Here is a 23,652-nt window from a genome sequence, read left to right as displayed (position 1 = left end):
CTGTGATGAAACGCCGCGTCGCCATCCTGATTTCCGGCCGTGGCTCCAACATGGCTGCGCTGATCAAGGGCGCGGCCGCGCCGGATTTTCCGGCGGAGATTTCGCTCGTCATCTCGAACAAGGCCGATGCGCAGGGGCTGGAAAGGGCCAAAGCGAGCGGCGTGAAGACGCTGGTGATCGAAAGCAAGCCGTTCGGCAAGGACCGCGCCGGATTCGAGAAGGTGCTGCAAGCAGCGCTCGATCAGCACGGCATCGAGCTGATTTGCCTCGGCGGCTTCATGCGCCTGTTCACGGCCGAATTCACCAAGGCGTGGTACGGGCGGATGCTCAACATCCATCCCTCGCTCCTGCCGTCCTTCCCCGGTCTCGACCCGCACGGCCAGGCGTTGCGCGCCGGCGTCAAGCTGTCCGGCGCGACAGTGCACTTCGTGATCCCCGAGACCGACGCCGGCCCGATCGTGATGCAGGGCGCGGTGCCTGTGAGCGATCACGATACCGCGGCCACGCTGTCGGAGCGTATCCTCGAAGTCGAGCACCGCATCTATCCCGCAGCACTGAGCCTGCTCGCGACCGGCAAGGTCCGGATCGAGGGCGATGTCTGCAAGACCGCGGGCAGCGGGCCGTCGGAGAATTTTCTGGTTGCGCCGTTGGTGCGGTGAAGCGCCGTCGCACTCGGAACTTCCCATCCCAAACAAAAACCCCCGGCAGAGCCGGGGGCAACGTCATGATCTCTTGCGCAGACCGCGAGAGAAATCAGGAAACCTTGAGGTTCTCCGCGGATGCCTTGCCGCGGTTCTCCACGAGGTCGTATTCAACCACCTGATTTTCATTGAGGGTCGAGAGTCCGGCGCGCTCGACGGCGGAGATGTGGACGAAGACGTCCTTGTCACTGCCGTTCGGCTTGATGAACCCATAGCCCTTGGTCGGGTTGAACCATTTGACGGTGCCCTTTTGCGGCATCCTCAGTCTCCTCCGCTAGATACAAAAACGACGCGGCCGCTTTTCGCGTGCCACGCCACAAACGGGCTTCCGGTAGTCTGTTCGAGTCTTGAGTCTCAATGTCGCGAAACGCACAGTCGAGCGGCCAATTCCGATTGTGTCCGATATTGCAACATGAAAATCGCCCGTTAGCAAGCCGCGCGCGAATTTCAAGAGCCCGACCGGAGTACTCGACCGCAATTTGCGACCTGTGGCCGCGGAACCACAATCGGAAGCAATGCCTTTGCCTGGACGCGCCAGCCGGTTGACCCTCAGTAACAGTTCGGCACAAATCGCGGCACGCGTGCGCCGCTCCTGTTGCATTTTTGCGCGCCGCCCTTTGCTTCGGGATTTGTCGCCATGTGCTGCATTTCGCAGCCCTCAGAGACACGGCAGGCGATCAGGCTGAACCGCGTCCGCTGGATCGCGGCTGCCGTGGCGTTTGCTCTCATCATGGTGCTGTCGACAACATCAGGCTTTGCGCAAAGTCCGACGCCCACGCCGACCCCGACACCCACGCCGTCACCGACGCCGATTCCGATGCCGACAGCGACCAATCACGACCAGTCGGCCGGCAACAGCGCGCTCAATCTCGGCTCGAATTTCCTGGAGCGGCTCGGCAACCAGGCGTCTGGCGGCGTCAACCGGGCGTTTCGGACCAATCCCGGCGGCGGCGGCGCATCGGCGAGCACGGAAGATCCGCGCTACCGCACCTGGTTCGAGGGCTACGGCATCTCGGTCCGGACAGATGCGCAAGGAGACTTTGTCGGCGACAAACGCAAGACGTTTGGCGGTGTCGCAGGCTTTGGCGCGCGGCTCGCGCCGGGTGTCAATCTCGGCTTCTCCGTCGACCAGAGCCACACCGACATCGACGTGCCGCTCGCACTTGAATCCGCGACGCTGGACCTGACGCAACTCGGCTTCAGCGGCTCGGTCGACAAGGGTCCCTGGACCTGGGCGTTCGCTTTGGTGCACGGCTTCGGCAAGGTCCGCTCCAGCCGGGATACCGGCCTGGGACTTGCGACCGCAGGTTATCGTGCCGCAGTCGACGGTGCGCTGACCGAGATCAGCTATTACTGGACCAAGGACCAGATGCGCATCGTGCCCAAAGGCGCACTGGAATATGTCCGCGCCACCAGCGTCGCGTTCCAGGAGGTTGGCGGCCTCGATCCACTCAATGTCGGCTCGACGGCGCTCTCGCGCGGGCGCGTCATGATCGGAGCCGAGGTCGGGCGCTACTTTATCTTCGACCAGAAGATCCTGGACCTGTCCGCCTATGGCAAGTTCGTCGACAATTTCCATCAGAACCTGGGATCAGTGCAGGTCAGCCTCGGGACCCAGAGCATCGTCGTGCCCGGTATCGGCGAGAGCCGCTACGGCATGGATGCCGGCGCCTCGGCCTCGCTCAGCCTGACCAACACGGCGCGGCTCTACGTCAATTACGACGGCAAGTTCCGCAACGAGCTGACGTCGCATCAGGGCACGGTCGGCTTCGAACATCGGTGGTGAGGCGAAGCCTGCCCACGTCCGCCCAAAGCAGGATCCGGAAAACTGTGAAGCGGTTTTCCGAAAAGATCATGCTCAGGCTTTAGGTCGGCATTGCCGCGACATATCCCGTCAATCCAAAACCCTCGCGCGCGGCCGTCATCATCGGGGCCAGCGCGTTCGGGTGGATGAACTCGTCGCGGAAGCAGGGATGGATCTTGGGGTCGAAGATTTTCTTCAGCCAATCGACCACGATCTTGTGGCGCTCGGAGGCGCGGAACTCCTTGTGGTAGGTGAGCCAGAGATCGGCGTGGTGGCTGACGCCGAGATCGACGGCAACGAGCGGGGCACCGAGCGCGATCGAGACTGTCGGCAGGAACCCGATGCCGGCGCCGCGCTCCACCGCATAGAGCACGCCGACCGAGGAATTGGTCTTGATCCCGACAATGCCCTCCAGGGACTTAAGTCCGAGCACGCGGGCGTAAGCGCCGTCGTCGACCTGCGGGGCGCTCTGCTTGATGATGCGGTGGTTCTTCAGCTCGGCCAAGCTCGCGGGCACGCCGTAGAGGTTTTCGTACTCCTTGGAGACGAAGGGATAGATGTGCAGCCGGCCGAGCTTGGCGACGATCAGATCGGGATTGGTCGGCGGCTCGAGCTGGATCGCAATATCGGATTCGAGCCTCGCGACGTCGGCCTGTTCCATCGCGCAGCGCAGGTCGACGGTGATCTTGCGATAAGTCTTCTGGAAGTCGATCAGTCGCGGCAGGATCCAGAAATTGCCGGGGCCTTCCGTCACCGCGACGCGCACGGTGCCTGACATGTCATTCGACGATCGCGAGGCACGCCGGAACACGTTGAAGGCATGACGCTCCATATGCGCGACGTCGGCGATCATCGCGCTGCCTTCGTCACTGAGTGTGAGCCCGCTCTGGTCGCGCAGGAATAGCTTGCAGTCGATGCTCTCTTCGAGCCGGTCGATCCTGCGCATCAGGGTGGTGGAGGTGAGCCCGAGCTCCTCGGCGGCGTTGCGGAAACTTTTATATTTTGCGCAAGCTAAAAATAGTTTCAAATCGTCCCAGGACATATCCAGGGCTTCTTCACGGTGCTGCATCATCGCAGCACCCCGGTGCAATAACTGCTGCATACGCCTGATCCCCAGCCGCTAAGCTCTTGGTCATAGCGGGGCACGAAAGCCGCGAACGATAGAGGGGTGATATGGGTATGGAAAGGGGCTCGTTTGCCGCAAGGCATGATTTCGACGCGCTGCCGCTCAGTCCGGATGTCGACGTCCGTCGCGCCCAACTTTCCGAAATCGCCGCGCTGTCGCAGTTGGCGCACCGGCTGGTGCCGGGCGTTCGGATCGGGGCGGCCGAGCTTGCAAAATATTTCGCCTTCGACCCCGAGAGCATCCTGACTTTCAGCCGGAAGGGCAACCTTGTCGGCGGCATGGCCTTCCTGTTTCTCAACGATCGCGGGCATGATGCGCTGCTGCTCGACGAGATCTGCCTCACCGCGCCGGAGACGCGCCATCTCGCGTCCGCGAAGGAAGACGTTTCCGCTATCTACATCTGGGCGATCGCGGCGACGGGGCGCGGCGTCGCTGGTCTCGGCAAGGCCGCGGCTCATCTTAGACAGCTAAGGTTTCGCAACGCGGATTGCTATGCGCAGCCGTCAACCGTGGCCGGCCGCGATATCATGAAGGCGACAGGATTCGAGCCTGTTCCAAGCTTCCAGCCCGACCTCTGGTGCTACGAGCGGCCATGGCATCGGCAGCCGATGCGCATGCCGGGCGCGATCATCCAAGCAAGGAGTTTTGCAGATGCATGGTACTAGGATTCCTCTCGCGAAGCCCGATTCCCGCGCCATCACCATTCGCCTCGCGCGCGATCTCAGCGATCTCATGCTGGTCACCTCGATCCGCTCAGCCGTCTATCTCGCCGAGCAGGATTGCCCGTTCGATGAGGAGTTCGACGGCAACGACATGGTCGCCGCGCATTTCATCGGCTATGTCGGCAACGAGCCTGCGGGCTGTCTGCGGGTGCGGTTCTTCGGCGACTTCGCCAAGGTGGAACGGCTTGCGGTGCGGCACCAATATCGGCGGTCGCGGGTCTCGTTCAAGCTGGTACAGGCGAGCGTCGATTATGTGAAGCGCAAGGGCTTTCGCAAGATCTACGGCCAGGCGCAGGACCGGCTGGTCGATTTCTGGGCCCATTTCGGCGCCAAGCCGCTTGGCCACAATCGCAAGATCACTTTCTCCGACTTCTCCTACACGGAAATGCTGCTGGAGATCGAGCCGGGCCCGGATGCCATTACGCTGGACAGCGATCCGTACGTGATCATCCGCCCCGAGGGCGATTGGGACCGGCCGGGCGTGCTCGACGCCTCGGCAGGACGGGCCGTGACGTCGCCGCTGCGGGACGTCGCGCTCGCTAGCCGTTGAAACTGGTGCAGCTGCGCGCAAAACCATGCTGGTTTCCATCACCGACGATCCGCCGATCCTGGTCTGCGCGGATCTCCAGGTCGAATATCTGACCCCCGGACGTCGTCACGTCATCCTCGACGGCGATGCCGCCACGGCGCGCTGCGTGGAACTGCTGACGCTGTGGCGCGACAATCTCTGGCCGGTGATGCATCTGAAGCGCATCGCGCAGGCGGCCTGGTTCAATCCGGCATCCAGGCTGACCGATTGGATCGCGGAGGCGAAGCCGCGGCCGGGAGAAATGACTTTCGAGCACCCGCTGCCGTCGGCCTACAGTTCGGCGCGTTTTGTGGACTACATGTCCAATATCCGCAATGTCCGTTGCGTGCTCGCGGGCTTTTCCCTGGACGAAACTGTCCTGGCCACCGCTGTCGACGGGTTTCATCGCAGCCATCGCTTCCAGGTGGTGGCCGACGCGGTCGCTTGCCGGCAGCCGGGGACTGCCGATGCTGCCGCCTACAAGCATGCGGTAGTGAATGTGATCGGAAATTTTGCTACAATCCAGTCCAGCGCCGAACTGATCAGAACCAGCGGCGCCGTTGCGGTGTAGGCGGCCGCGATCGACGGACGGAGTGGGACATTGTCACGGGGAGATCAGCTCGAGGAGCTGGCAAGCGACCTGTCGCGTGCCGCCGAGGCGGCGCGCCGTCTTGGTCTTCCCACGACGGTGTATCTGCTCTCGATGGCGCTGGTGGAGGTGCGGGAAGCCGCTGCTGCCGATAACGATGGGAATGACGAGGGCGCGGCGTGACAGCGGCCCGATGTGCGGCTTTGTGCAACGCTGCTGAGCGCTTGCTGCCGACGAATTGACGTTGCAAGTTCTGCGCTGTGGCAATAGCCAAGGAACTGGATCATCGAGTGATGACGCTGGCCGCGCCGGCGACGTGACGCTTTCAAGGATGCCCGCAAATGTCCATGTTGCCCAATTCGCAAGAGGCCCGGGATGTGGCCTACCAGCTCCATCCCTACACCAACGCGCGCGCCCATCAGGAGGCCGGTCCCCTGGTGATCGAACGCGGCGAGGGCCCTTACGTGTTCGACGCGTCGGGGAAGCGCTATTTCGAGGCGATGGCAGGCCTATGGAGCGTGGGGCTCGGCTTCAACGAGAAGCGGCTGGTCGACGCCGCGCACAAGCAGATGCAGGCGCTGCCATTCTATCACACGTTCTCCGCCAAATCGCACGGGCCTTCGATCGATCTTGCCGAGAAGCTGGTCGCGCTCGCGCCTGTTACGATGAGCAAGGTGTTCTTCACCAACTCCGGCTCGGAGGCCAACGACACCGTTCTGAAGTTGATTGCCTATCGCTCCAATGCGCTCGGCCAGCCACAGCGCAAGAAGGTGATCAGCCGGATGCGCGCCTATCACGGCGTCACCATTGCGTCCGCCAGCCTCACCGGGCTGCCGAACAACCACCGCTCTTTCGACCTGCCGCTCCCGAACATCCTGCACACGGGCTCGCCGCATTTCTACAAGGACGGCGCGCCGGGCGAGAGTGAGGAGGCGTTCGCGACCCGGCGGGCCGAGGAACTCGACGCGCTGATCCAGAAGGAGGGGCCGGACACGATCGCAGCCTTCTTCGGTGAGCCGGTGATGGGCGCGGGCGGTGTCATCGTGCCGCCGGCGACCTATTGGGACAAGATCCAGAAGGTGCTGAACAAGTACGACATCTTGTTGGTCGCCGACGAGGTCATCTGCGGCTTCGGCCGCACCGGCAAGATGTTCGGCTGCGAAACCTACGGCATCAAGCCCGACGCGATCGTGGTCTCCAAGCAGATCACCTCGAGCTATTTCCCCCTATCGGCCATCATGATGAACGATCGCATGTTCGAGCCGATCGCCGATGAGAGCAACAAGATCGGCGTGCTCGGCCACGGCTTCACCGCGGGCGGCCATCCGGTCGGCTCGGCGATTGCGCTGGAGAACTTGAAAATCATCGAGGAGCGGGGCCTGGTGGCGCATGCCGCCGAGCTCGGTGGCTACATGCAAGGCAAGCTGCGTGAACTCACCGGCCATCCGCTGGTCGGCGAGGTCCGCGGTGTCGGCATGATCGCTGCGATCGAACTGGTGCTGGACAAGGCGCGCAAGACCGCAGCGGCAACACCGGGCGCCGTCGGCGGCATGGCAAGCCGCATGCTGCAGGAGCGCGGCGTGATCTCGCGCAACATGCTCGACGCCATCGCCATCTGCCCGCCGTTGATCGTCACCAAGGCCCAGATCGACGAGCTGGTCGCGGCGATTTCAGGTGTGCTGGACGACATGAAGGGCGAAGTGGCGAAGCTGACACCGGCGTAGGGGGCGTCGCTTTACGCGTGAGCGGAGCGCTCTATCACACCCCCGGTGTCGTCCTGGCGAAGGCCAGGACCCATACCGCGTGATCTATCGAGAAGGGTGGTAGCAGTCCCGAACGACGAGTCTTCGCCAAACTGCTCCCTGGGTAATGGGTCCCGGCCTTCGCCGGGACGACAAGGAGGCATCGGGCCTATTCCGCCCGCTGAACCCCGATCACGCGGCCTTTCTCGACCGCCAGCGCCAGCTCGCCGCGCTTCAGTTTCAGGGCGGCCTCGCCGAACAGCTCGCGGCGCCAGCCGCGTAGCGCCGGCACGTCGGCCTCGTCGTCGGCCGCGATCTCCTCGAGGTCGTCGACGGTCGCAATCACCTTGCTGGCGACCGCATGGCGCTCCGCGGTCATGCGCAGCAGCACCTTCAACAGCTCGACGATCGCGGCGCCATTGTTATTGTTGCGCGGCTTTTCCAGCTTCGGCAGCGTCGCGTGATCCCGCGCCAGCCCGCGCTCCACGGCGGCGACGATGTCGGCGCCCCATTTGGATTTCTCAAAACCCTTCGGCACCGAGCGCAGGTTCGCGAGCTTCTCGATCGTATTCGGCGCGTGGGTCGCGATGTCGCTGACGGCCTCGTCGCGCAGCACGCGGCCGCGCGGCACGTCGCGGCTCTGCGCCTCCTGCTCGCGCCAGGCGGCGACCTCCATTAGGACCGCGAGGTCCTTGGGCTTGCGCACCCGCGTCTTGAGCCGTTCCCAGGCACGCTCGGGGTGGAAGTCGTAGGTCTTCGGCGAAGTCAGGACTTCCATCTCGATCGAGACCCATTCGCTGCGCCGGCGCTTCTTGAGGTCGGCATCGAGGGCTGCGAATACGTCGCGCAAATGCGTGACGTCGGACACGGCGTAGTGCATCTGCTCCTTGGTCAGCGGCCGGCGCGACCAGTCGGTGAAGCGGTGAGTCTTGTCCGGGCGGTGTCCAGTGACCTTCTCGACCAGCGCGTCGTAGGCGATGCTGTCGCCGTAGCCGAGCACCATCGCCGCGACCTGGGTGTCGAACACCGGGTGCGGAATGATATTGGCCTGATGCCAGATGATCTCGATGTCCTGGCGGGCGGCGTGGAACACCTTCAACACGCCCTCGTTGCCCATCAGCTCGAAGAACGGCTTGAGGTCGATTCCCTCGGCCAGGGTGTCGATGACGATCGCTTCCTCGGCGCTGGCCATCTGCACCACGCACAGCAGCGGGTAATAGGTGGTCTCGCGCAGGAACTCGGTATCGACGGTAATGACGGGGTGCTTGGCCAGCCGGCTGCAGGCAGCCGCAAGGTCAGCGGTGGTGGTAATCAAATCCATGAACGGCCCATGACAAGTCCATCAGCCGTTCTGCCGAAAGCGCTGTGATGTCAAGGGGCTCGAAGCGAATTCGAGCCTTGCATTTGGGCCGGAATCGCATTTTCCGACGAGAATCCTATTCGTAGCGGACCCGCCGGGAGGGTTTGCGCGCACAAGGCAGTGCCACCACGACCACGCACATGGCGACCAGCGCCAGCCCCAGGAACTCGAAAACCAACAGATCCACGGCAAACCCCCTCGGAAACATTGCTAAACTTGTCTAGGGCGAATTGAGGGTCTGTTAATTCTCGTGGTTACCGGCGGCGGGTCGGGCCGGATGGTGGACGTGGGGTTAACGGGGGCGGCCGTCCAAAACGAATTCGGCGCCCCGCATGACGGAGCGCCGACGTTCGTTTGACGTTCCATCCGGCCTTACGGCAGCTTCAGCGAGGTCTCCGCGTTATACGGCTTCAGCGTCTCGTCGGCGGCCTTCTGGGCGGCGGCGAGGGCCTCCTTCGGTTGCTTCTTGCCGTTGAGGACCAGCATGACCTCGTCCTCCAGCGTCTTGCGCACCGGCACGGTCTTGTAGGTCGCAAACCACGGTTTTGCGACGTCGAGCTGCTCGACGGCGGTCTTGGCGTCCGGGTTCTTGTTCAGGAATTCGACCATGTCCGGCGTCTTGTAGGCGGCCATGTTGGGGGCGAAATACCCGGTGGCGCGGCTCCACCAGCCGCTCTTCTCGGGCGAGGTCATCCACTTGATCAGCGTCCAGGCGGCCTTCTGCTTGTCGGCTCCCTGGCCCGCCGGAACGATCAGCGAGGCGCCGCCGATCGGCACGGCGTTGCGGACGTTGCGCGGGATGAAGGCCACCTTGTAGGCGAACTTGGCGTTGTCGCGCACGTAAGTGAGCGAGCCCGTCGAGAGCATCATCATCGCGGCGTTGCCGGAGATGAAGGAGGTGCTGACGGCCGGACCGGGCGTGGCGCCGGGCGCGTGAACCTTGTGCTTGGTGACGAGGTCGTTCCACCAGGTCAGCGCGCCGAGCATCGAGGGCGTGTCGTAATAGACCTCGCCGCCGAACTCTTCGTTGTAGTAGCGCCCGCCATTGCTCATGGTGAGCGTTTCCATCATCCAGCCGCAATAATCGTAGGCGCAGGGGATCGCGATGCCCCATTGGGTCACCTTGTCACCCTCGCGCTTGGTGAGTTTCTTGGCCCAGTCGGTCAATTCGGCCCAAGTCTGCGGCGGCTTGTTCGGATCGAGGCCCGCTTCCTTCGCCTTGTCGGCGTTGACGTAGAGCAGCGGCGTCGAATTATGGAATGGCACGCCGTAGACCGAGCGGTTGATCACCGCGTTGCGCTGCAGCGCCGGAAAGAACTGGCCGAGAAACTGCTCCTTGGTGGTGCCGTCGGCGGCGATCAAGGGATCGAGGTTTGTGAGCTCGTTCTCGATCTGCATATCGAGCAGAAAGTTCGCCGACATGATCACCGCAGCCGGCGGCTTGCCGGCCTTGATAGAGGCGCGCGTCTTGATCAGCGTGTCGTCATAAGAGCCGGTGTAGACCGCGGTTGCCTTGATCGCGGGATGGGTCTCGTTGAATTCCTTTATCAGGGTGCTCATGTCGCGGGCGAGCTTGCCGTCGACGGGCACCGGGAAGAACAGGTCGATCTCGGTCGGGCCTTCGGCCAGCGCCGGGAAGGTGAGGGCGCCTGCCAAAGTGCCTGCGATGGCAAGGCCAAGCATGAGCCTGCGGGAAAACAGCATCGAGAAATCTCCTATTTGATGCCTGAGGTGACGAAAGAGCTGATGAAGCGTTTCTGGAAGATCAGGAAGGTGATGAGCAGCGGTGCGATCACCATCAGCGTGCCGGCGGCGATGGTGCCCCAGGCCTGCGTTCCTTCCGCGGTCGCCGTGAAGACCGAGAGCCCGACCGTGAGCGGCCGCTTGTCCGGCGAGTTGATCACCATCAGCGGCCACAGGAAGTCGTTCCAATGGCTGGTCACGGAGATGATGGCAAAGGCTGAGAAGCTCGGCATCGACAGCGGCACATAGATGTGGCGGATGCGCTGGAGCAGGCTGGCGCCGTCGATCAGGGCAGCGTCTTCCAGCTCGGTCGGTATAGCCTCAAACGCTTGCCGCATCAGGAAGGTGCCGAAGGCGGAAGCGAAGAACGGCATCATCACGCCGGTGAGCGTGTCGTAGAGGCCGAGCTGCGCCACCAGGCTCAAATTGGGCACGATCAGCAGCACCGGCACCAGCATCAGCTGCATCAGGAACAGATAGAAGATCAGCGTCTTGCCCGCGAAGTCGAGCCGGGCAAAGGCAAAGCCCGCCAGCGTGATCGTGACGACCTGCACCAGGAGGATGCCGGTGCAGATGATGATGGTGTTGAGGGTGTAGCGCGGGAAATCGCCGATTTCCCAGGCGTCCCTGACGTTGTCGAGCGTCGGCTTCAGGCTCGGCATCAGCTCGGCCATGAGGTTGATGCCGTCGGATGCCGGGCGCAGCGTCGCCACACCCATCCACAGGAACGGGATCAGCCAGACCACCGCGAGCAGCACGGTCAGCGCAAAGCCGAGCTTTGGCGTGATTTCCCGGCGGGTGGCGAGTGGGGCGTCCCTGAACAGACGGTCGAACAGCCTCATGACCCGCCCTCGCGGTTTGCCATCGTCCGGAATGAGAGCGCGGTGAGGCCCATCAGCGCCGCAAGCGTCAGCAGTGTAGCTGCCGAGGCCTTGCCGATGTCGTAGTGCTCAACCGCCTGCTGATAGATGTAGAACAGCACGAGATTGGTCGCGTTGGACGGCGCGCCCTTGGTCATGACGAAGACGTGGTCGACCTGCGTGACCGCGTTGAGCGTGGCGATGACCGTGACGAACAGGAAGGTGGGCTTGAGCTCGGGCAGGATGATGTGGCGCAGCCGCTGGTACGGCCCGGCGCCGTCGAGATAGGCGGCTTCCATGACATCTTCCGGCACCGCCTGGAGGCCGGCCAGGAAGAACAGCATGTAGTAGCCGGCGTTCTTCCAGATCGTGATGACCATGATCGCGTAAAGCGCGATGTCGGAATCGCCTAGCCAGTTCGGCAGCACCGGCAGGAAGCGGCCGATGTAATAGTCGAGCAGCCCGACATTGGGCAGGAAGATGAACAGGAACAGCGCGGAGGCCGCGACCATGGGGATCAGCACCGGCAAAAACAGCGCGGCGCGCAGCGCGCTGGTCACGGCATTGGTGCGCGCCAGCGCCAGCGCGAACAGCAGCGCGAGGCCAATGCTCGGGACCGCGGTGCCGACGGCATAGACGAGATTGTTGACGACCGCGCCAGTGAAGGCGGGGTCCGCAAGCACCGCTGCGATGTTGTCGAGACCGACGAAACGGACCGGCGCCCTGGGCGTGGCGCGCTGGTACAGCGCGTCGACGAGGACGCGGCTCATCGCACCATAGGTGAACAGTGCGAGGAAGACGAGCGAGGGCAGCAGCAGGAGATAGGCCGGCAGCGAGGTCTTGAAGCGGTGAGAGAACCGCTTCAGGACATGCAGGCGCGGCGCCGCCGAGGCCGCGACCGGGAGAGCCGCGGGTTCTGCGAAGCTCATCTCACCGCGCCGGGAAATTGAGCGCATAGTCGCGGTCGTCCACTCCCGCCGGTGGCTCGAAGGGAAAGCGCAGACTGGTGTCGAGGAAGTCGTGGCTGTGCACGACCAGGTTCTCGCCGTCGATCAGCACCACGCCGTAAGCCGGCGGCTCATGGCTGGCGAGATGCTCGGCCGCGGCAGCGTCGAGCTCGAACCAGACCTGGTGATTGGTGCCGCGGAGCGTCGAGAAGGGGATCTTGCTGTAGCTGCCGAAGATCGGCCGATGCACGTGGCCGAAGAAGAGGTGACGGATGCGCGACCGGTAGGGCGCAATTACCTCAGCGAACTCGGCGCTCTGTGCCAGCGAGATTTCGTCCATGGCGTGGACGCCGACCGGGAATGGCGGATGATGCATGAAGACCACGAATGGCATGTCCATCGGCGCGGCCGCGAGCGTGCTCGCGAGCCAGCCGAGACGCCTGGAGCACATCTCGCCGGCATGGCTGGTCTCGTCCAGCGTGTCTAGAAACACGAACAGGCCGTGCTCGGTGGTGCGCGTGCCCTGCACGAAACCGTTCGGATCGCGCGGGGCCGCCTTCAGACTATCGAGGCAGGTGACGCGGCGGTCATGATTGCCGACCATGGCGATGTAGGGAATTTTCAACGCCGCCATTGCGTCGGCGAAATTGGCGTAGGATTCAGCCTCGCCCCAATGGGTGAGGTCGCCGGTCACGACCGCGAAGGCGGCGTCGACGTGATGCTTGTTGACGTCGGCAATCGCAGCGTTCAGTCGGGCGCGCGGATCGAGGCCATACAGCTTGAGCCCGGGGTTCGCGAGATGCGTGTCGGTGATGTGGATGAACTTGAAGGGCATGGCGCTTGTCAGGATCGTTGGAGGGTGGGCGCCTCCGGCAAGACGACCCTGACAGGCCGTTAGAGTGGGAGTGTTTCAGTTTGATGACAGCGGTTCCGGTGGCGCGAGGCGTCCACAAGCTCGGCTCGCTACGCCTTCGCCTAATCCACCCTACGCACCGAGTTTGTCATCACGTCCCGCAGAACGTCTGCAGCACCCGCTGCTCCGGCAGCGGGGGATCGGCGTAGGCGGCGTAGTCCGGCTGGTCCTCGAACGGTTTGGCCAAGACCTTCACCAGCTCCTCGAATGGCGCGTAGTTGTCATCGTTGACCGCGGCCTGGATCACGGCCTCGACGCGGTGGTTGCGCGGGATGAACATCGGGTTGACGGCGTGCATGACAGCCTGCCGTTCGGCTGCGGTCTGCGGCTCAAGCGCCGTGCGCTCGCGCCAGCGGCTGGCCCACTCGTCGAACGCCCCGGGGTCCATGAACTGGGCGCGTGCATCGTCGGCAGCCGGATCGCCGGCGGCGTCACCAAGCTTGCGGAAGGTGAGGGTGAAGTCGGCCTGGTTCTTGGCCATGGCATCCAGCAGGTCCTGGATCAGCGCGTCGTCGCCGTCGCGCTCCGTGAACAGGCCGACCTTCTTGCGCAGGCCTGCCTGATAGGCGTCGCTGAACGTGTCGGAGAAGGCGGCGAGAATGTCCTGGGCCTCGGCCACCGCCTTTTCCTGATCGTCGGAGAACAGCGGCAACAGGCATTCCGCCAGCCGGGTCAGATTCCACAGCGCGATGCGCGGCTGGTTGGCATAAGCGTAGCGGCCCATCTCGTCGATCGAGGAAAACACCTGCGCCGGATTGTAAGTGTCCATGAAGGCGCAGGGGCCGTAATCGATGGTCTCGCCGGAGATGGAGCTGTTGTCGGTGTTCATCACGCCGTGGATGAAGCCGACCAGCAGCCAGCGTGCGACCAGATTGGCCTGGCGCGCAACGACGCCACCGAGCAGCGCGTGATAGGGCCGCTTGGCGCCGAGCAGCTCCGGATAGTGCCTGGCGATGACATGGTCGGCGAGCCGGCGGATCGCGTCGGTGTCGCGGCGGACGGCGAAGAACTGGAAGGTACCTACGCGGATATGGCTCGAGGCGACGCGGGTCAGCACCGCGCCGGGCAGCGCGGTTTCGCGGATGACGTGCTCGCCGGTGACGACGGCGGCGAGTGAGCGCGTGGTCGGGATGCCCAGTGCGAACATCGCCTCGCTCACGATATATTCGCGCAGCACCGGCCCGAGCGCGGCACGGCCGTCGCCGCGGCGGGAGAACGGGGTGGGTCCCGAGCCCTTGAGCTGGATGTCGCGGCGGATGCCGTCCTTGTCGATGACTTCGCCGAGCAGCACCGCCCGTCCGTCGCCGAGCTGGGGTACGAACTGTCCGAACTGGTGGCCGGCATAGGCCATGGCGATCGGATCGGCGCCGGCGGGAACCGTCTTGCCCGCCAGGATTTCGGCGCCCTCAGGGGTCTCCAGCACGTCAGGATCGAGCCCGAGCTGGACCGCCAGCGGCCGGTTCAGCTTGATCAGCCGGGGGGCCGCCACCGGCGTCGGTGCGACCCGGGCGAAAAAGCTGTCCGGCAGCGCCGAATAGGAATTCTGGAACGGGAAATGGACTGTCATGGTCTCAAGATAGGCGTGGAACGCCTGATGGCAAAGGCTTGAGCCCAGATTGGGCAAAAATGGCCACTTCCAGCCGAAAACGGGCCGTCCCCTTGGTTGCCGCCCCCGGCCTCGTCGGGTAAACCCTGCCGCAACGTTGGGCCTGCCGTTTCGGCGGTTCGATTCGATCCTCCGACATTGAATTTGGGACGACTATGCATCGCTACCGGTCACATACATGCGGCGCGCTCCGCGAGAGCAACATCGGCGAGACGGTCCGCCTTTCGGGCTGGGTCCATCGCGTTCGCGACCATGGCGGCGTGCTGTTCATCGACCTGCGCGACCATTACGGCCTGACCCAGTGCGTGGTCGATCCGGACTCGCCGGCGTTCTCGCAGGCCGAGAAGCTGCGTTCGGAATTCGTGGTCAAGATGGACGGCAAGGTCCGCCGCCGCCCCGAAGGCACCGACAATGACGATCTGCCGACCGGCAAGATCGAGATCTATGTCAGCGAGATCGAGGTGCTGGGCCCGGCCGGCGACCTGCCGCTGCCGGTGTTCGGCGACCAGGAATATCCTGAAGACATCCGCCTGAAGTACCGCTTCCTCGACCTGCGCCGCGAGAAGCTGCACCAGAACATCATGACGCGCGTCGACATCATCAAGTCGATGCGCAGGCGCATGGAGGGGCAGGGCTTCTTCGAGTTCAACACGCCGATCCTGACCGCGTCCTCGCCGGAGGGCGCGCGCGACTTCCTGGTGCCGTCGCGCATTCATCCCGGCAAGTTCTATGCGCTGCCGCAGGCGCCGCAGCAGTACAAGCAGCTCCTGATGATGTCGGGCTTCGATCGCTACTTCCAGATCGCGCCCTGCTTCCGCGACGAGGACCCGCGCGCAGATCGTCTGCCGGGCGAGTTCTACCAGCTCGACGTCGAGATGAGCTTTGTCACGCAGGAAGACGTCTTCGCCGCGATGGAGCCTGTCATCACCGGCGTGTTCGAGGAGTTTGCCAAGGGCAAGCCGGTGACCAAGGGCTGGCGCCGCATTCCGTTCGCGGAAGCCTTGCGCAAATACGGCTCCGACAAGCCGGACCTGCGCAACCCGATCGAGATGCAGGACGTCTCCGAACACTTCCGCGGCTCCGGCTTCAAGGTGTTCGCGCGGATGTTGGAGGACCCCAAGAACCAGGTGTGGGCGATCCCGGCGCCGGGCGGCGGCTCGCGCGCCTTCTGCGACCGCATGAATTCATGGGCGCAGGGCGAGGGACAGCCGGGCCTTGGCTACATCATGTGGCGGGAGGGCGGCGAAGGTGCCGGTCCGCTCGCCAACAACATCGGTGCTGAGCGCACGGCCGCGATCCGCGCGCAGATCGGCGTGAAGGAAGGCGATGCCGCGTTCTTCGTCGCCGGCGATCCCGACAAGTTCTGGAAGTTTTCAGGCTTGGCCCGCAACAAGGTCGGCGAGGAGCTGAACCTCACCGACAAGGAGCGGTTCGAACTCGCCTGGATCGTCGACTTCCCGATGTACGAGTACAACGAGGAAGACAAGAAGGTCGACTTCTCGCACAACCCGTTTTCGATGCCGCAGGGCGGTCTCGATGCCTTGAAGGGCCAGGACCCGCTGACCATCAAGGCGTTCCAGTACGACATCACCTGCAACGGCTTCGAGATCGCCTCGGGCGGAATCCGCAACCACGTGCCGGAAGCGATGGTGAAGGCGTTCGAGATCGCCGGCTATGGCGAGCAGGAAGTCGTCGATCGCTTCGGCGGCATGTACCGCGCCTTCCAGTACGGCGCCCCGCCGCATGGCGGCATGGCCGCCGGTGTCGACCGCATCGTCATGCTCTTGTGCGGCACCAACAATCTGCGCGAGATCTCGCTGTTCCCGATGAACCAGCAGGCCATGGACCTCCTGATGGGCGCACCGTCGGAGCCCAGCCCCAAGCAGCTCCGCGAGTTGCACGTGAAGGTGAGTCTGCCGCAGAAGTGAAGTTTGCGCGGGAAGATGTCCGTGCCCCGGACGCAGCGCAGCACGCAGTGGTGCGCTGCTGAGCCGGGGCTCACGTCTAAGCGAGCAGCAGGCTTCTGGATCACGGCTCTGCGCAGTAGCGTTACACGCTGCAGCGCGTCCGGGACACGAATCCAACTACAGCCCCGTCGACGCCTCGATATTGAACTGCGCCAGCGTGCCCTCCGGGTCGGCATTGAAGAGCTGCATCAATTGCATCAGCGGCACTTTCGCGCGCGGCGTTACCTTGATGACGAGCGTCTGGCCCGGCGTTTCGATGAAGCTTGCGACCGCATCCACCGCCGTGCCTGCCTCCGGATTGGCGGCGGCGATATCTGCTCGGTAGGCTTTGACGCTATCGACGAGTGTCTGGCGTGCGACGTCGCGGCTGACATTTCGCCCTCGAGCATTCTGCGTCACCGTGGAATCGACGAAACCATTGTCGCGCACTGAGAACTCGAGCGCGACAGCCTCAATCCGGGCCGCCTGACCCATCAGCTGGGCGGGATCCGTCGAAAACACCTCGCGTGGTACGTTGCTGAGCGCGACACGCAATTGCACTTTTGCGATCCCGATGTCGAGCGTCGCGGGCGTCAGAGCGAAGCTGCTGGACGACTCTGTCCACGCCGCGCCGAGATCCAGGTCGATCGCGAGCTTGTCGATTCCGCTGAGGATCAATGTAAGCTGCTTCGGATCGGATGGATCGGTGGGCATGACCATCTTGGCAACCACATGCGCCTTGCTCGGGATTGGGCCGATCATCTGCCCCCAGTCCACGCTCAGCGTGTCGATCGTGACCAGCTTCTTGGTGTTTTTGTAAGGCGCCGACACGCCCTTGATCTCCGCGCCCGAGAGCACGCCGAACAGGCCCAGCATCTGAGCCGGCGAGGGGGGCTGTCCGGGATGGGTGAGGCTCGCCGCCCACCGCATCAGTTTCGCGATGCTGAGCGATTTGAGCGCAAAGCGCTCCATTTTGATTTGCCCTTGTGGCGTCGGCGCATCCAGGCCTTCGAGCGCGAACTCGCCCTCTTGATATCTGATGGCCCTGAGCCGGGGCGTCCCCTGCGGGGTCGTCATCGACATGGTGCCGATCTCGATCTTGCCGACGCGAAGGCCCTCATAGAACCCGGCGAGCTTTTCCATCATCTCGCGCGATTGCGCCGGCGTCGGCGGGACCGAGCTGTCCGCCGGCAGCAGTGCCAGGATCTCGGCCGGCCGGAATTTCGATGGTTGCACCGCGATGTCGGTGATGGCGATCCCGTCGACCTGCATCCGGATGCCGAGCGTCGAGGTAACGACATAGGTGCCGCTGGAGATCTGCCCGTAGACACGATGATAGCTTTCGTCGTTGGCCTTCTGGGGATCGAGCACGGCGGCGATCGCGGTCGAATCGAAATCATTGATGGTGATGTCGGACACCTCGCCGGTCAGCTTGTCCGTCTTGCCCGGCTGCGGCACGTCGATCGTGAAACTGGCGCGCTCCGCCTTGATCGCGGCGATCTTGCCTTGGCCGAGCTTCTGGATCGCGAGACCCGAATAGGCGACTTCGCCACTGCCCCCGGCGCTTTTGCCCGCATCGAAGGCGACCGCGAGGGTCGGCGCTATGACGGAAGAAGCCGTCACGTTTGCGTACTGGTCGAGCACGAAACGGTACATGTCGATCAGGGAGCCTGACGTTGGCGCGTTCTGAGCATGAAGGGGACCGACGTAATCCCGCATGGTCAGCTGCGGGACCTTGTAGGAGACTTTCAGCTTCCCGGGGCCGACCTCGTCGAGCGCGACCTCGAAGCCCGAGACATCGATGCTGTCGGCCGCGAAGCGTGTCTCCTCGACCTGGCGGATGCCCACGCCCTTGATGACGGCGATCTTGACACGCGCTTGTGGCTGGTTGGTAGGCTCAACCGCGATATCCTCGATCGTCAACGTCCGACTCGTCAGATCGAACGCCACCTTGCCGTGGCTTGCCTTGCCGCCGCCGGAGCGGATCTGCTCGAAGACGGCGTCGATCTCGGCGGTGACGCGATGCTTTGCGTAGAAGCTGAAGCCGAACCATCCGCCCGCGGTGACCACGGCCACGACGATCAGGCCAATCAGGATTCGCTTCATTCCCAGCTCCAGTTGCTCGCGTTGCAGGACGCAACCTGCCATATTCGCAAAGCAACGCGCGGTCCAGGGAAAGCGAGCGCGATCAGATATTTGACCGCGCGGCCTGTTGATGGGGCCGCAATCGGATGTTGCCACCGGGGCGCCCGGCGTGCTTCATCCCGTTTCCATGACCCGGAAATACCACCCGAAGGCGGGCCGGTCAGGACAACGTAGTTTGAGGCCGGTAACGCGAGGCGAGACACCGCATGTCGTCTTATTCCGATGATCTCCACCAGGCGGCGCTCGCCTATCACCGTCTGCCGCGCCCCGGAAAGCTCGAGATCCAGGCGAGCAAGCCGCTTGCCAACCAGCGCGACCTCGCGCTGGCGTATTCTCCCGGCGTCGCCGCCGCCTGCATGGAGATCGCCAAGAACCCGGCGGAAGCGGCGACGCTGACGATCCGCTCCAATCTGGTCGCCGTGGTTTCGAACGGCACCGCCGTGCTCGGCCTCGGCAATATCGGCCCGCTGGCCTCGAAGCCGGTGATGGAGGGCAAGGCGGTCCTGTTCAAGAAATTCGCCGGCATCGACGTGTTCGACATCGAGATCGCTGCCGACACCATCGAGCGCGTGGTCGAGACGGTGGCCGCGCTGGAGCCGACCTTCGGCGGCATCAATCTCGAGGACATCCGCGGACCGGAATGCTTCGAGATCGAGGCGCAGCTCAAGGAGCGCATGAAGATCCCGGTCTTCCACGACGACCAGCACGGCACCGCGATCATCGTCGCCGCCGCGATCACCAACGGCCTGCGCCTGAACGGCAAGAATCTGTCGGACGTCAAGATCGTGGCATCGGGGGCAGGGGCCGCAGCGCTCGCGACACTGAACCTGCTGGTGTCGATGGGCGCGCAGCGCAAGAATATCTGGGTCTGCGACATCGACGGCCTTGTTCACGAAGGCCGCAACACCACGATGGACCGTTGGAAGGCGGTCTATGCGCAGAAGACCGACAAGCGCACGCTCGCCGACGTGATCGGCGGCGCCGACATCTTCATCGGCCTCTCCGCACCGGGCGTGCTCAAGCCCGAGATGGCCAAGGCGATGGGCGACAAGCCGCTCATCATGGCGCTCGCGAATCCGACGCCGGAAATCATGCCGGAGGAGGCGCGCAAGGTGCGTCCCGACGCCATGATCTGCACCGGCCGCTCCGATTTTCCGAACCAAGTCAACAACGTCCTGTGCTTTCCCTTCATCTTCCGCGGCGCGCTCGATGTCGGTGCCAGCGCCATCAACGAGGAGATGAAGCACGCCGCCGTCGAGGCCATCGCGCAGCTCGCGCGCGAGGCGCCGTCCGATGCGGTCGCGCAAGGCTTCGATACCGGCGAGACGCAAGGGTTTGGCCCGGGCTCGCTGATCCCGAGTCCTTTTGATCCGAGGTTGATCCTGCGCATCGCGCCGGCGGTGGCGAAGGCCGCGATGGAATCGGGCGTTGCGACCCGGCCCATCACCAATTTCGACGAGTACACCGCGCTGCTCGAGCGCTTCGCGTTCCGCTCCGGCCTCGTCATGAAGCCGATGTTCGCCAAGGCCAAGACCCAGCCGGTGCGGGTGATCTACGCCGAAGGCGAGGACGAGCGCGTGCTGCGCGCGACCCAGGTGGTGCTGGAAGAAAAGCTGGCGACGCCGATCCTGGTCGGACGTCCGTCGGTGGTCGAGGCGCGCATCAAGCGCTTCGGCCTGTCGATCAAGGCCGGCAAGGACTTCGACCTCGTCAATCCCGAGGACGATCCGCGCTACCGCTCCTACGTGCAATCCTATGTCGAGGTCGCCGGTCGCCGCGGCGTGACCCCGGATGCGGCGCGCACGGTGGTGCGCACCAACAACACCGTCATCGCGGCGCTCGCGGTGGTGCGCGGAGAGGCGGACGCCATGCTCTGCGGCGTCGAGGGCCGCTACATGAGCCATCTGCGCCATGTCCGCGAGATCGTCGGGTTCACGCCGGGGATCAGCGACTATGCGGCGCTTGCGCTGCTGATCACGAGCAAGGGCGCCTTCTTCATCGCCGACACCCAGGTGCGGCCCAATCCGAGCGCCGAAGAGCTCGCCGAGATCGCCTCGCTCGCGGCGGTCCACGTCCAACGCTTCAACATCAAGCCGAAGATCGCCTTCGTCTCGCATTCGGATTTCGGCAGCTACGACACCGAATCCTCGCGCAAGATGCGCCGCGCGACCCAGCTCCTGAAGGAGAAGCATCCGGAGCTCGAGGCCGACGGCGAGATGCAGGGCGACACCGCGCTCTCGGCCGCCGCGCGCAAAATGGTGCTGCCGCACTCGAACCTCGAGGGCGAGGCCAACATCATGATCATGCCAAGCCTCGACACCGCCAACGTCGCCTACCAGATGATCAAGTCTCTGGCGGACGCGCTTCCCGTCGGCCCAATCCTGATCGGCCCGGCGCGCCCGGCCCACATCCTCACCCCGTCGGTGACCGCGCGAGGCATCCTCAACATGACCGCAGTGGCTGTGGTGGAAGCGCAGGAGCGCGCGTCGCGGCAGCAGCCGACGTTGTTTACGTAGGGGCGGGCTCTTCACCTCGCCCCACAGTGGGGCGAGGGAGCGCACTTGCCGCGCGTCGGCGCTTCAATGCTTTCAAAACGACTTTCGCCATTTCCCCGTTTGTAAACCGGCGAATGACTCTCCATAATCCCTCAGTGCTTTCGCAAAAATCCGGTTTCAAAAGCCTGAGCAAAGAGGCCGATCATGCCAGCGTTCGTGACTTTCGGGCGGATCCTGTTCGCCGTGCTGTTCATCTACACGGGTGCGGCAAGACTGTTTGCCATGCAGGCGACCGTTGATTTCATCGCCGCCAAGGTCGTGGTGCCCGACATGATTGCGCCTTACGCCAAGCAGATCGAGACGGCGACGGCAATGACCACGCCGCAGCTGCTGGCGATTGCGATCGGCGCGCTCGAGATCATCGCGGGGGTGATGATCGCGCTGAATTTCGGCGCGCGCTTCTTCGCGATGCTGATGATCGTCTTTCTCGCGGTCGCGACCTTCCTGTTCGACGACTTCTGGAACCAGGTGCCGCCCGACAACGCCAAGATGCTGGTCGACGCGCTCAAGAACCTGTCGATCATCGGCGCGCTGTTCATGATCATGGGCTACGGCCGCGCCACGCGTCCGGCCGAGGCGGCCTACGGGGACGTGTGACGGTCAACCACTACGTCCTGCGCCACGGCGTGACAGTCACGTCATGTGCGGCGTCGAGCAGATACGGCGCGCCCGGCTTCATCCCGTGTGAGGCCAGCACCTCCTGAGGCGTACGCCCCGGTACTTCGACAAAACAGCCTTCGCCGCCGGGCAGCTGCAGATGCGGAGCTTCCGACAGCCAGAACGTGTCGTAGCGGTCCATGAACATGTCGAACACGACGGGGCCGCCGATGATTGCGACGGTGCCGGAAGCGACATCGGCGAACGCGCAGGCGTCCTCGAAGCTGGCGTGAGCCGGATTCCACAAGGTCGCGTTCGGCATCTCGGGATCGACGGTCAACGCCTTGATCTTGCGGGTCAGGATCAGGCGCTTGCGCTTGGGTGAATTCGGCTGCTGCTCGTGCGAGTGACGGCCGTGCACGATCAGCGCGGCGCGATCGAGCGCCTGCTCGAAGAACAGCTTGTCGCCTTCGAACTTCAGGCTGTCGGGCATGACATGCGCCGCGTCGGCGAGCATGCCGTCCGCGGAGATGATGACGTAGCCTTCGATGCGAAAGGACAATGGCGCGGGCTATTCGGAAACCGTCGTCACGACGCTGTTGACCGGCCGGTTGCTCACCGTCGGCAGCTTGACGTCCTTGAGCAGCTCCTGGTCGTATTCCGGCAGCGTCGAAGCCGGGAACTTGGCGCGCATCGCCACCACCTTGTAACCGCCGGCCTTCAGGCGCTTCAGCAATTCGGGCAGCGCTTCCGCAGTGTGCTTCTGGAAGTCGTGCATCAGGATGATGCCCTTGCCCTTGCTGTCGAGCTTCTTCATGACGGTCTCGATCACCTTCTCGGGCTTCGAGGCCTTGAAGTCGAAGGAGTCGATGTCGCAGGAGAAGATCGCCGTGTTGCGGTTGCCGAGATAGGTGACCATCTCCGGCGGATGCTGGAGCGCCGGGAAGCGGAAGAACGGCGAGGGCGAAATGCCGCCGAGCGCCCATTTCACCGCGGAAAGGCCCTTCTCGATCTCCTCCTTGCGCTGCGTTTCCGTGAGCTTCTTGTTGTTGAGGTTGGCGTGCGACCAGGTGTGGGTGCCCACGGTGTGACCGGCCGCGTAGACCTGCTTGAGGATCTCCGGCTCGTAGGTCGCGTGCTTGCCGATGGAGAAGAAGATGCCGGTGGTGCACTCGTCAGCGAGCGCCTTCAGCACCGCGGGCGTGTTCTTAGGCCATGGGCCGTCGTCGAAGGTCAGCACGACCTCCTTGTCGCGCAGGAAGTCGAGCTCCTTGAAATGCTCGAAGCCGAAACCGGGACCGCCCGTGGTATCGATCTCGACGGTGCGGGCGACCCCGAGCGCGCCCGGCGTGTTGCAGGCTGCGCGCGCGGGCTGCGGCGCCTGTTTAGGCGGGGGAGGATTGACGAACCCCGCCGGCGCGGCGGCTGCTGCAGGAGCGGGTGCGGGAGCTGCAGCGGCCGCAGCCGCAGCCGGTGTTGCCGCCGGTGCGGCCTGCGTCGCGACAGCGGGCTTCGCAGCCGGGGTCTGCGACCATGCCGCACCCGTCATCGCCAGAGACATCGCGCTTGCCAAAATCAGTCCTGCCGCCACACGCATGGTGTTGTCCTCGAGATTGATCCCGTTGTTCCGCCGCGGCTTTTCGCCTCCGGCAAAACCATCCTGCCCCTAACGATCCTAGCCTAGATGGTGGGCCCTCGCCATTGCAACGGCTGTTTGGCGCGCCAGCC

Annotated in this window: 21 protein-coding genes; 10 read left to right on the top strand and 11 right to left on the bottom strand. The window is 64.0% G+C overall.

Features of this window, described 5'->3' with window-relative positions; all coding sequences use genetic code 11:
• Positions 1-5 precede the first annotated feature (5 nt).
• Positions 6-659 carry a phosphoribosylglycinamide formyltransferase gene (gene purN / locus AC0L3C_RS03005; protein WP_473407085.1) on the top strand — a complete coding sequence of 218 codons (654 nt, stop codon included), beginning with the start codon at positions 6-8 and terminating at the stop codon, positions 657-659.
• Positions 660-753: 94 nt separating this feature from the next.
• Here the strand turns inward: purN and AC0L3C_RS03000 are convergent, their stop codons facing one another.
• A complete protein-coding gene (locus AC0L3C_RS03000; RefSeq protein ID WP_007591938.1) occupies positions 754-960 on the bottom strand; it encodes a cold-shock protein in 207 nt (68 codons plus the stop codon).
• A gap of 378 nt (positions 961-1,338) precedes the next feature.
• Between AC0L3C_RS03000 and AC0L3C_RS02995 the strand changes: the two genes are divergently transcribed.
• Positions 1,339-2,487, top strand: coding sequence for an autotransporter outer membrane beta-barrel domain-containing protein (locus AC0L3C_RS02995; protein WP_473407084.1), 1,149 nt, complete (start codon positions 1,339-1,341; stop codon positions 2,485-2,487).
• A 79-nt stretch (positions 2,488-2,566) separates the two neighbouring features.
• Here AC0L3C_RS02995 and AC0L3C_RS02990 read toward each other — a convergent pair whose 3' ends face one another.
• Positions 2,567-3,607 carry a LysR family transcriptional regulator gene (locus tag AC0L3C_RS02990; RefSeq protein ID WP_473277948.1) on the bottom strand — a complete coding sequence of 347 codons (1,041 nt, stop codon included), beginning with the start codon at positions 3,605-3,607 and terminating at the stop codon, positions 2,567-2,569.
• A 71-nt stretch (positions 3,608-3,678) separates the two neighbouring features.
• On the opposite strand from AC0L3C_RS02990, the gene AC0L3C_RS02985 reads away from it, so the two are divergent.
• The 5 genes from AC0L3C_RS02985 to AC0L3C_RS02965 all read left to right on the top strand — a co-directional run bounded on the left by AC0L3C_RS02985 (position 3,679) and on the right by AC0L3C_RS02965 (position 7,234).
• Complete coding sequence (locus AC0L3C_RS02985) at positions 3,679-4,296, top strand: hypothetical protein (RefSeq protein WP_473277949.1); 618 nt, start codon at positions 3,679-3,681, stop codon at positions 4,294-4,296.
• Positions 4,283-4,903: a GNAT family N-acetyltransferase gene (locus tag AC0L3C_RS02980; protein ID WP_473257135.1), complete on the top strand. Its 621-nt coding sequence runs from the start codon at positions 4,283-4,285 to the stop codon at positions 4,901-4,903. The genes AC0L3C_RS02985 and AC0L3C_RS02980 overlap by 14 nt, the downstream gene beginning before the upstream one ends.
• A gap of 25 nt (positions 4,904-4,928) precedes the next feature.
• Positions 4,929-5,492, top strand: a complete 564-nt coding sequence (locus AC0L3C_RS02975) for an isochorismatase family protein (RefSeq protein ID WP_473257133.1) — start codon at positions 4,929-4,931, stop codon at positions 5,490-5,492.
• 30 nt (positions 5,493-5,522) lie between these two features.
• Positions 5,523-5,693 (top strand): hypothetical protein, encoded by a 171-nt coding sequence (locus AC0L3C_RS02970; RefSeq protein ID WP_473257130.1) that lies wholly within the window; start codon positions 5,523-5,525, stop codon positions 5,691-5,693.
• A gap of 158 nt (positions 5,694-5,851) precedes the next feature.
• Positions 5,852-7,234 carry an aspartate aminotransferase family protein gene (locus tag AC0L3C_RS02965; RefSeq protein ID WP_473257128.1) on the top strand — a complete coding sequence of 461 codons (1,383 nt, stop codon included), beginning with the start codon at positions 5,852-5,854 and terminating at the stop codon, positions 7,232-7,234.
• 187 nt (positions 7,235-7,421) lie between these two features.
• Here AC0L3C_RS02965 and rnd read toward each other — a convergent pair whose 3' ends face one another.
• The 6 genes from rnd to AC0L3C_RS02935 form a co-directional block, all read right to left on the bottom strand.
• Complete coding sequence (gene rnd, locus AC0L3C_RS02960) at positions 7,422-8,573, bottom strand: ribonuclease D (RefSeq protein ID WP_473257126.1); 1,152 nt, start codon at positions 8,571-8,573, stop codon at positions 7,422-7,424.
• 411 nt (positions 8,574-8,984) lie between these two features.
• Positions 8,985-10,316 carry an ABC transporter substrate-binding protein gene (locus tag AC0L3C_RS02955; protein ID WP_473407083.1) on the bottom strand — a complete coding sequence of 444 codons (1,332 nt, stop codon included), beginning with the start codon at positions 10,314-10,316 and terminating at the stop codon, positions 8,985-8,987.
• An 11-nt stretch (positions 10,317-10,327) separates the two neighbouring features.
• Positions 10,328-11,197, bottom strand: a complete 870-nt coding sequence (locus AC0L3C_RS02950; RefSeq protein ID WP_473257122.1) for a carbohydrate ABC transporter permease — start codon at positions 11,195-11,197, stop codon at positions 10,328-10,330.
• A complete protein-coding gene (locus AC0L3C_RS02945) occupies positions 11,194-12,144 on the bottom strand; it encodes a carbohydrate ABC transporter permease (protein ID WP_473407082.1) in 951 nt (316 codons plus the stop codon). The genes AC0L3C_RS02950 and AC0L3C_RS02945 overlap by 4 nt, the downstream gene beginning before the upstream one ends.
• 1 nt (position 12,145) lies before the next feature.
• A complete protein-coding gene (locus AC0L3C_RS02940; RefSeq protein WP_473407081.1) occupies positions 12,146-12,997 on the bottom strand; it encodes a phosphodiesterase in 852 nt (283 codons plus the stop codon).
• A 169-nt stretch (positions 12,998-13,166) separates the two neighbouring features.
• Positions 13,167-14,642 carry a protein adenylyltransferase SelO gene (locus tag AC0L3C_RS02935; protein WP_473257116.1) on the bottom strand — a complete coding sequence of 492 codons (1,476 nt, stop codon included), beginning with the start codon at positions 14,640-14,642 and terminating at the stop codon, positions 13,167-13,169.
• Positions 14,643-14,836: 194 nt separating this feature from the next.
• Between AC0L3C_RS02935 and aspS the strand changes: the two genes are divergently transcribed.
• Positions 14,837-16,609, top strand: a complete 1,773-nt coding sequence (aspS, locus tag AC0L3C_RS02930; RefSeq protein WP_473407080.1) for an aspartate--tRNA ligase — start codon at positions 14,837-14,839, stop codon at positions 16,607-16,609.
• A 156-nt stretch (positions 16,610-16,765) separates the two neighbouring features.
• Here the strand turns inward: aspS and AC0L3C_RS02925 are convergent, their stop codons facing one another.
• A complete protein-coding gene (locus tag AC0L3C_RS02925) occupies positions 16,766-18,733 on the bottom strand; it encodes a hypothetical protein (RefSeq protein ID WP_473407079.1) in 1,968 nt (655 codons plus the stop codon).
• 245 nt (positions 18,734-18,978) lie between these two features.
• On the opposite strand from AC0L3C_RS02925, the gene AC0L3C_RS02920 reads away from it, so the two are divergent.
• Entirely contained in the window at positions 18,979-21,288 is a 2,310-nt protein-coding gene (locus tag AC0L3C_RS02920; protein WP_007609425.1) for an NADP-dependent malic enzyme, read from the top strand.
• Between the two features lie 183 nt (positions 21,289-21,471).
• Positions 21,472-21,924 carry a DoxX family protein gene (locus tag AC0L3C_RS02915; RefSeq protein WP_473277956.1) on the top strand — a complete coding sequence of 151 codons (453 nt, stop codon included), beginning with the start codon at positions 21,472-21,474 and terminating at the stop codon, positions 21,922-21,924.
• Positions 21,925-21,934: 10 nt separating this feature from the next.
• On the opposite strand, the gene AC0L3C_RS02910 is transcribed toward AC0L3C_RS02915, so the two are convergent.
• Entirely contained in the window at positions 21,935-22,486 is a 552-nt protein-coding gene (locus AC0L3C_RS02910) for a dihydrofolate reductase (RefSeq protein WP_473407078.1), read from the bottom strand.
• Between the two features lie 9 nt (positions 22,487-22,495).
• Positions 22,496-23,521 (bottom strand): polysaccharide deacetylase family protein, encoded by a 1,026-nt coding sequence (locus AC0L3C_RS02905; protein ID WP_473407077.1) that lies wholly within the window; start codon positions 23,519-23,521, stop codon positions 22,496-22,498.
• Positions 23,522-23,652 lie beyond the last annotated feature (131 nt).

Source organism: Bradyrhizobium sp. WSM4872 (assembly GCF_055811715.1).
Note: the sequence above shows the minus strand (reverse complement) of the source record. Positions and strands in the feature narration are given on the sequence as shown.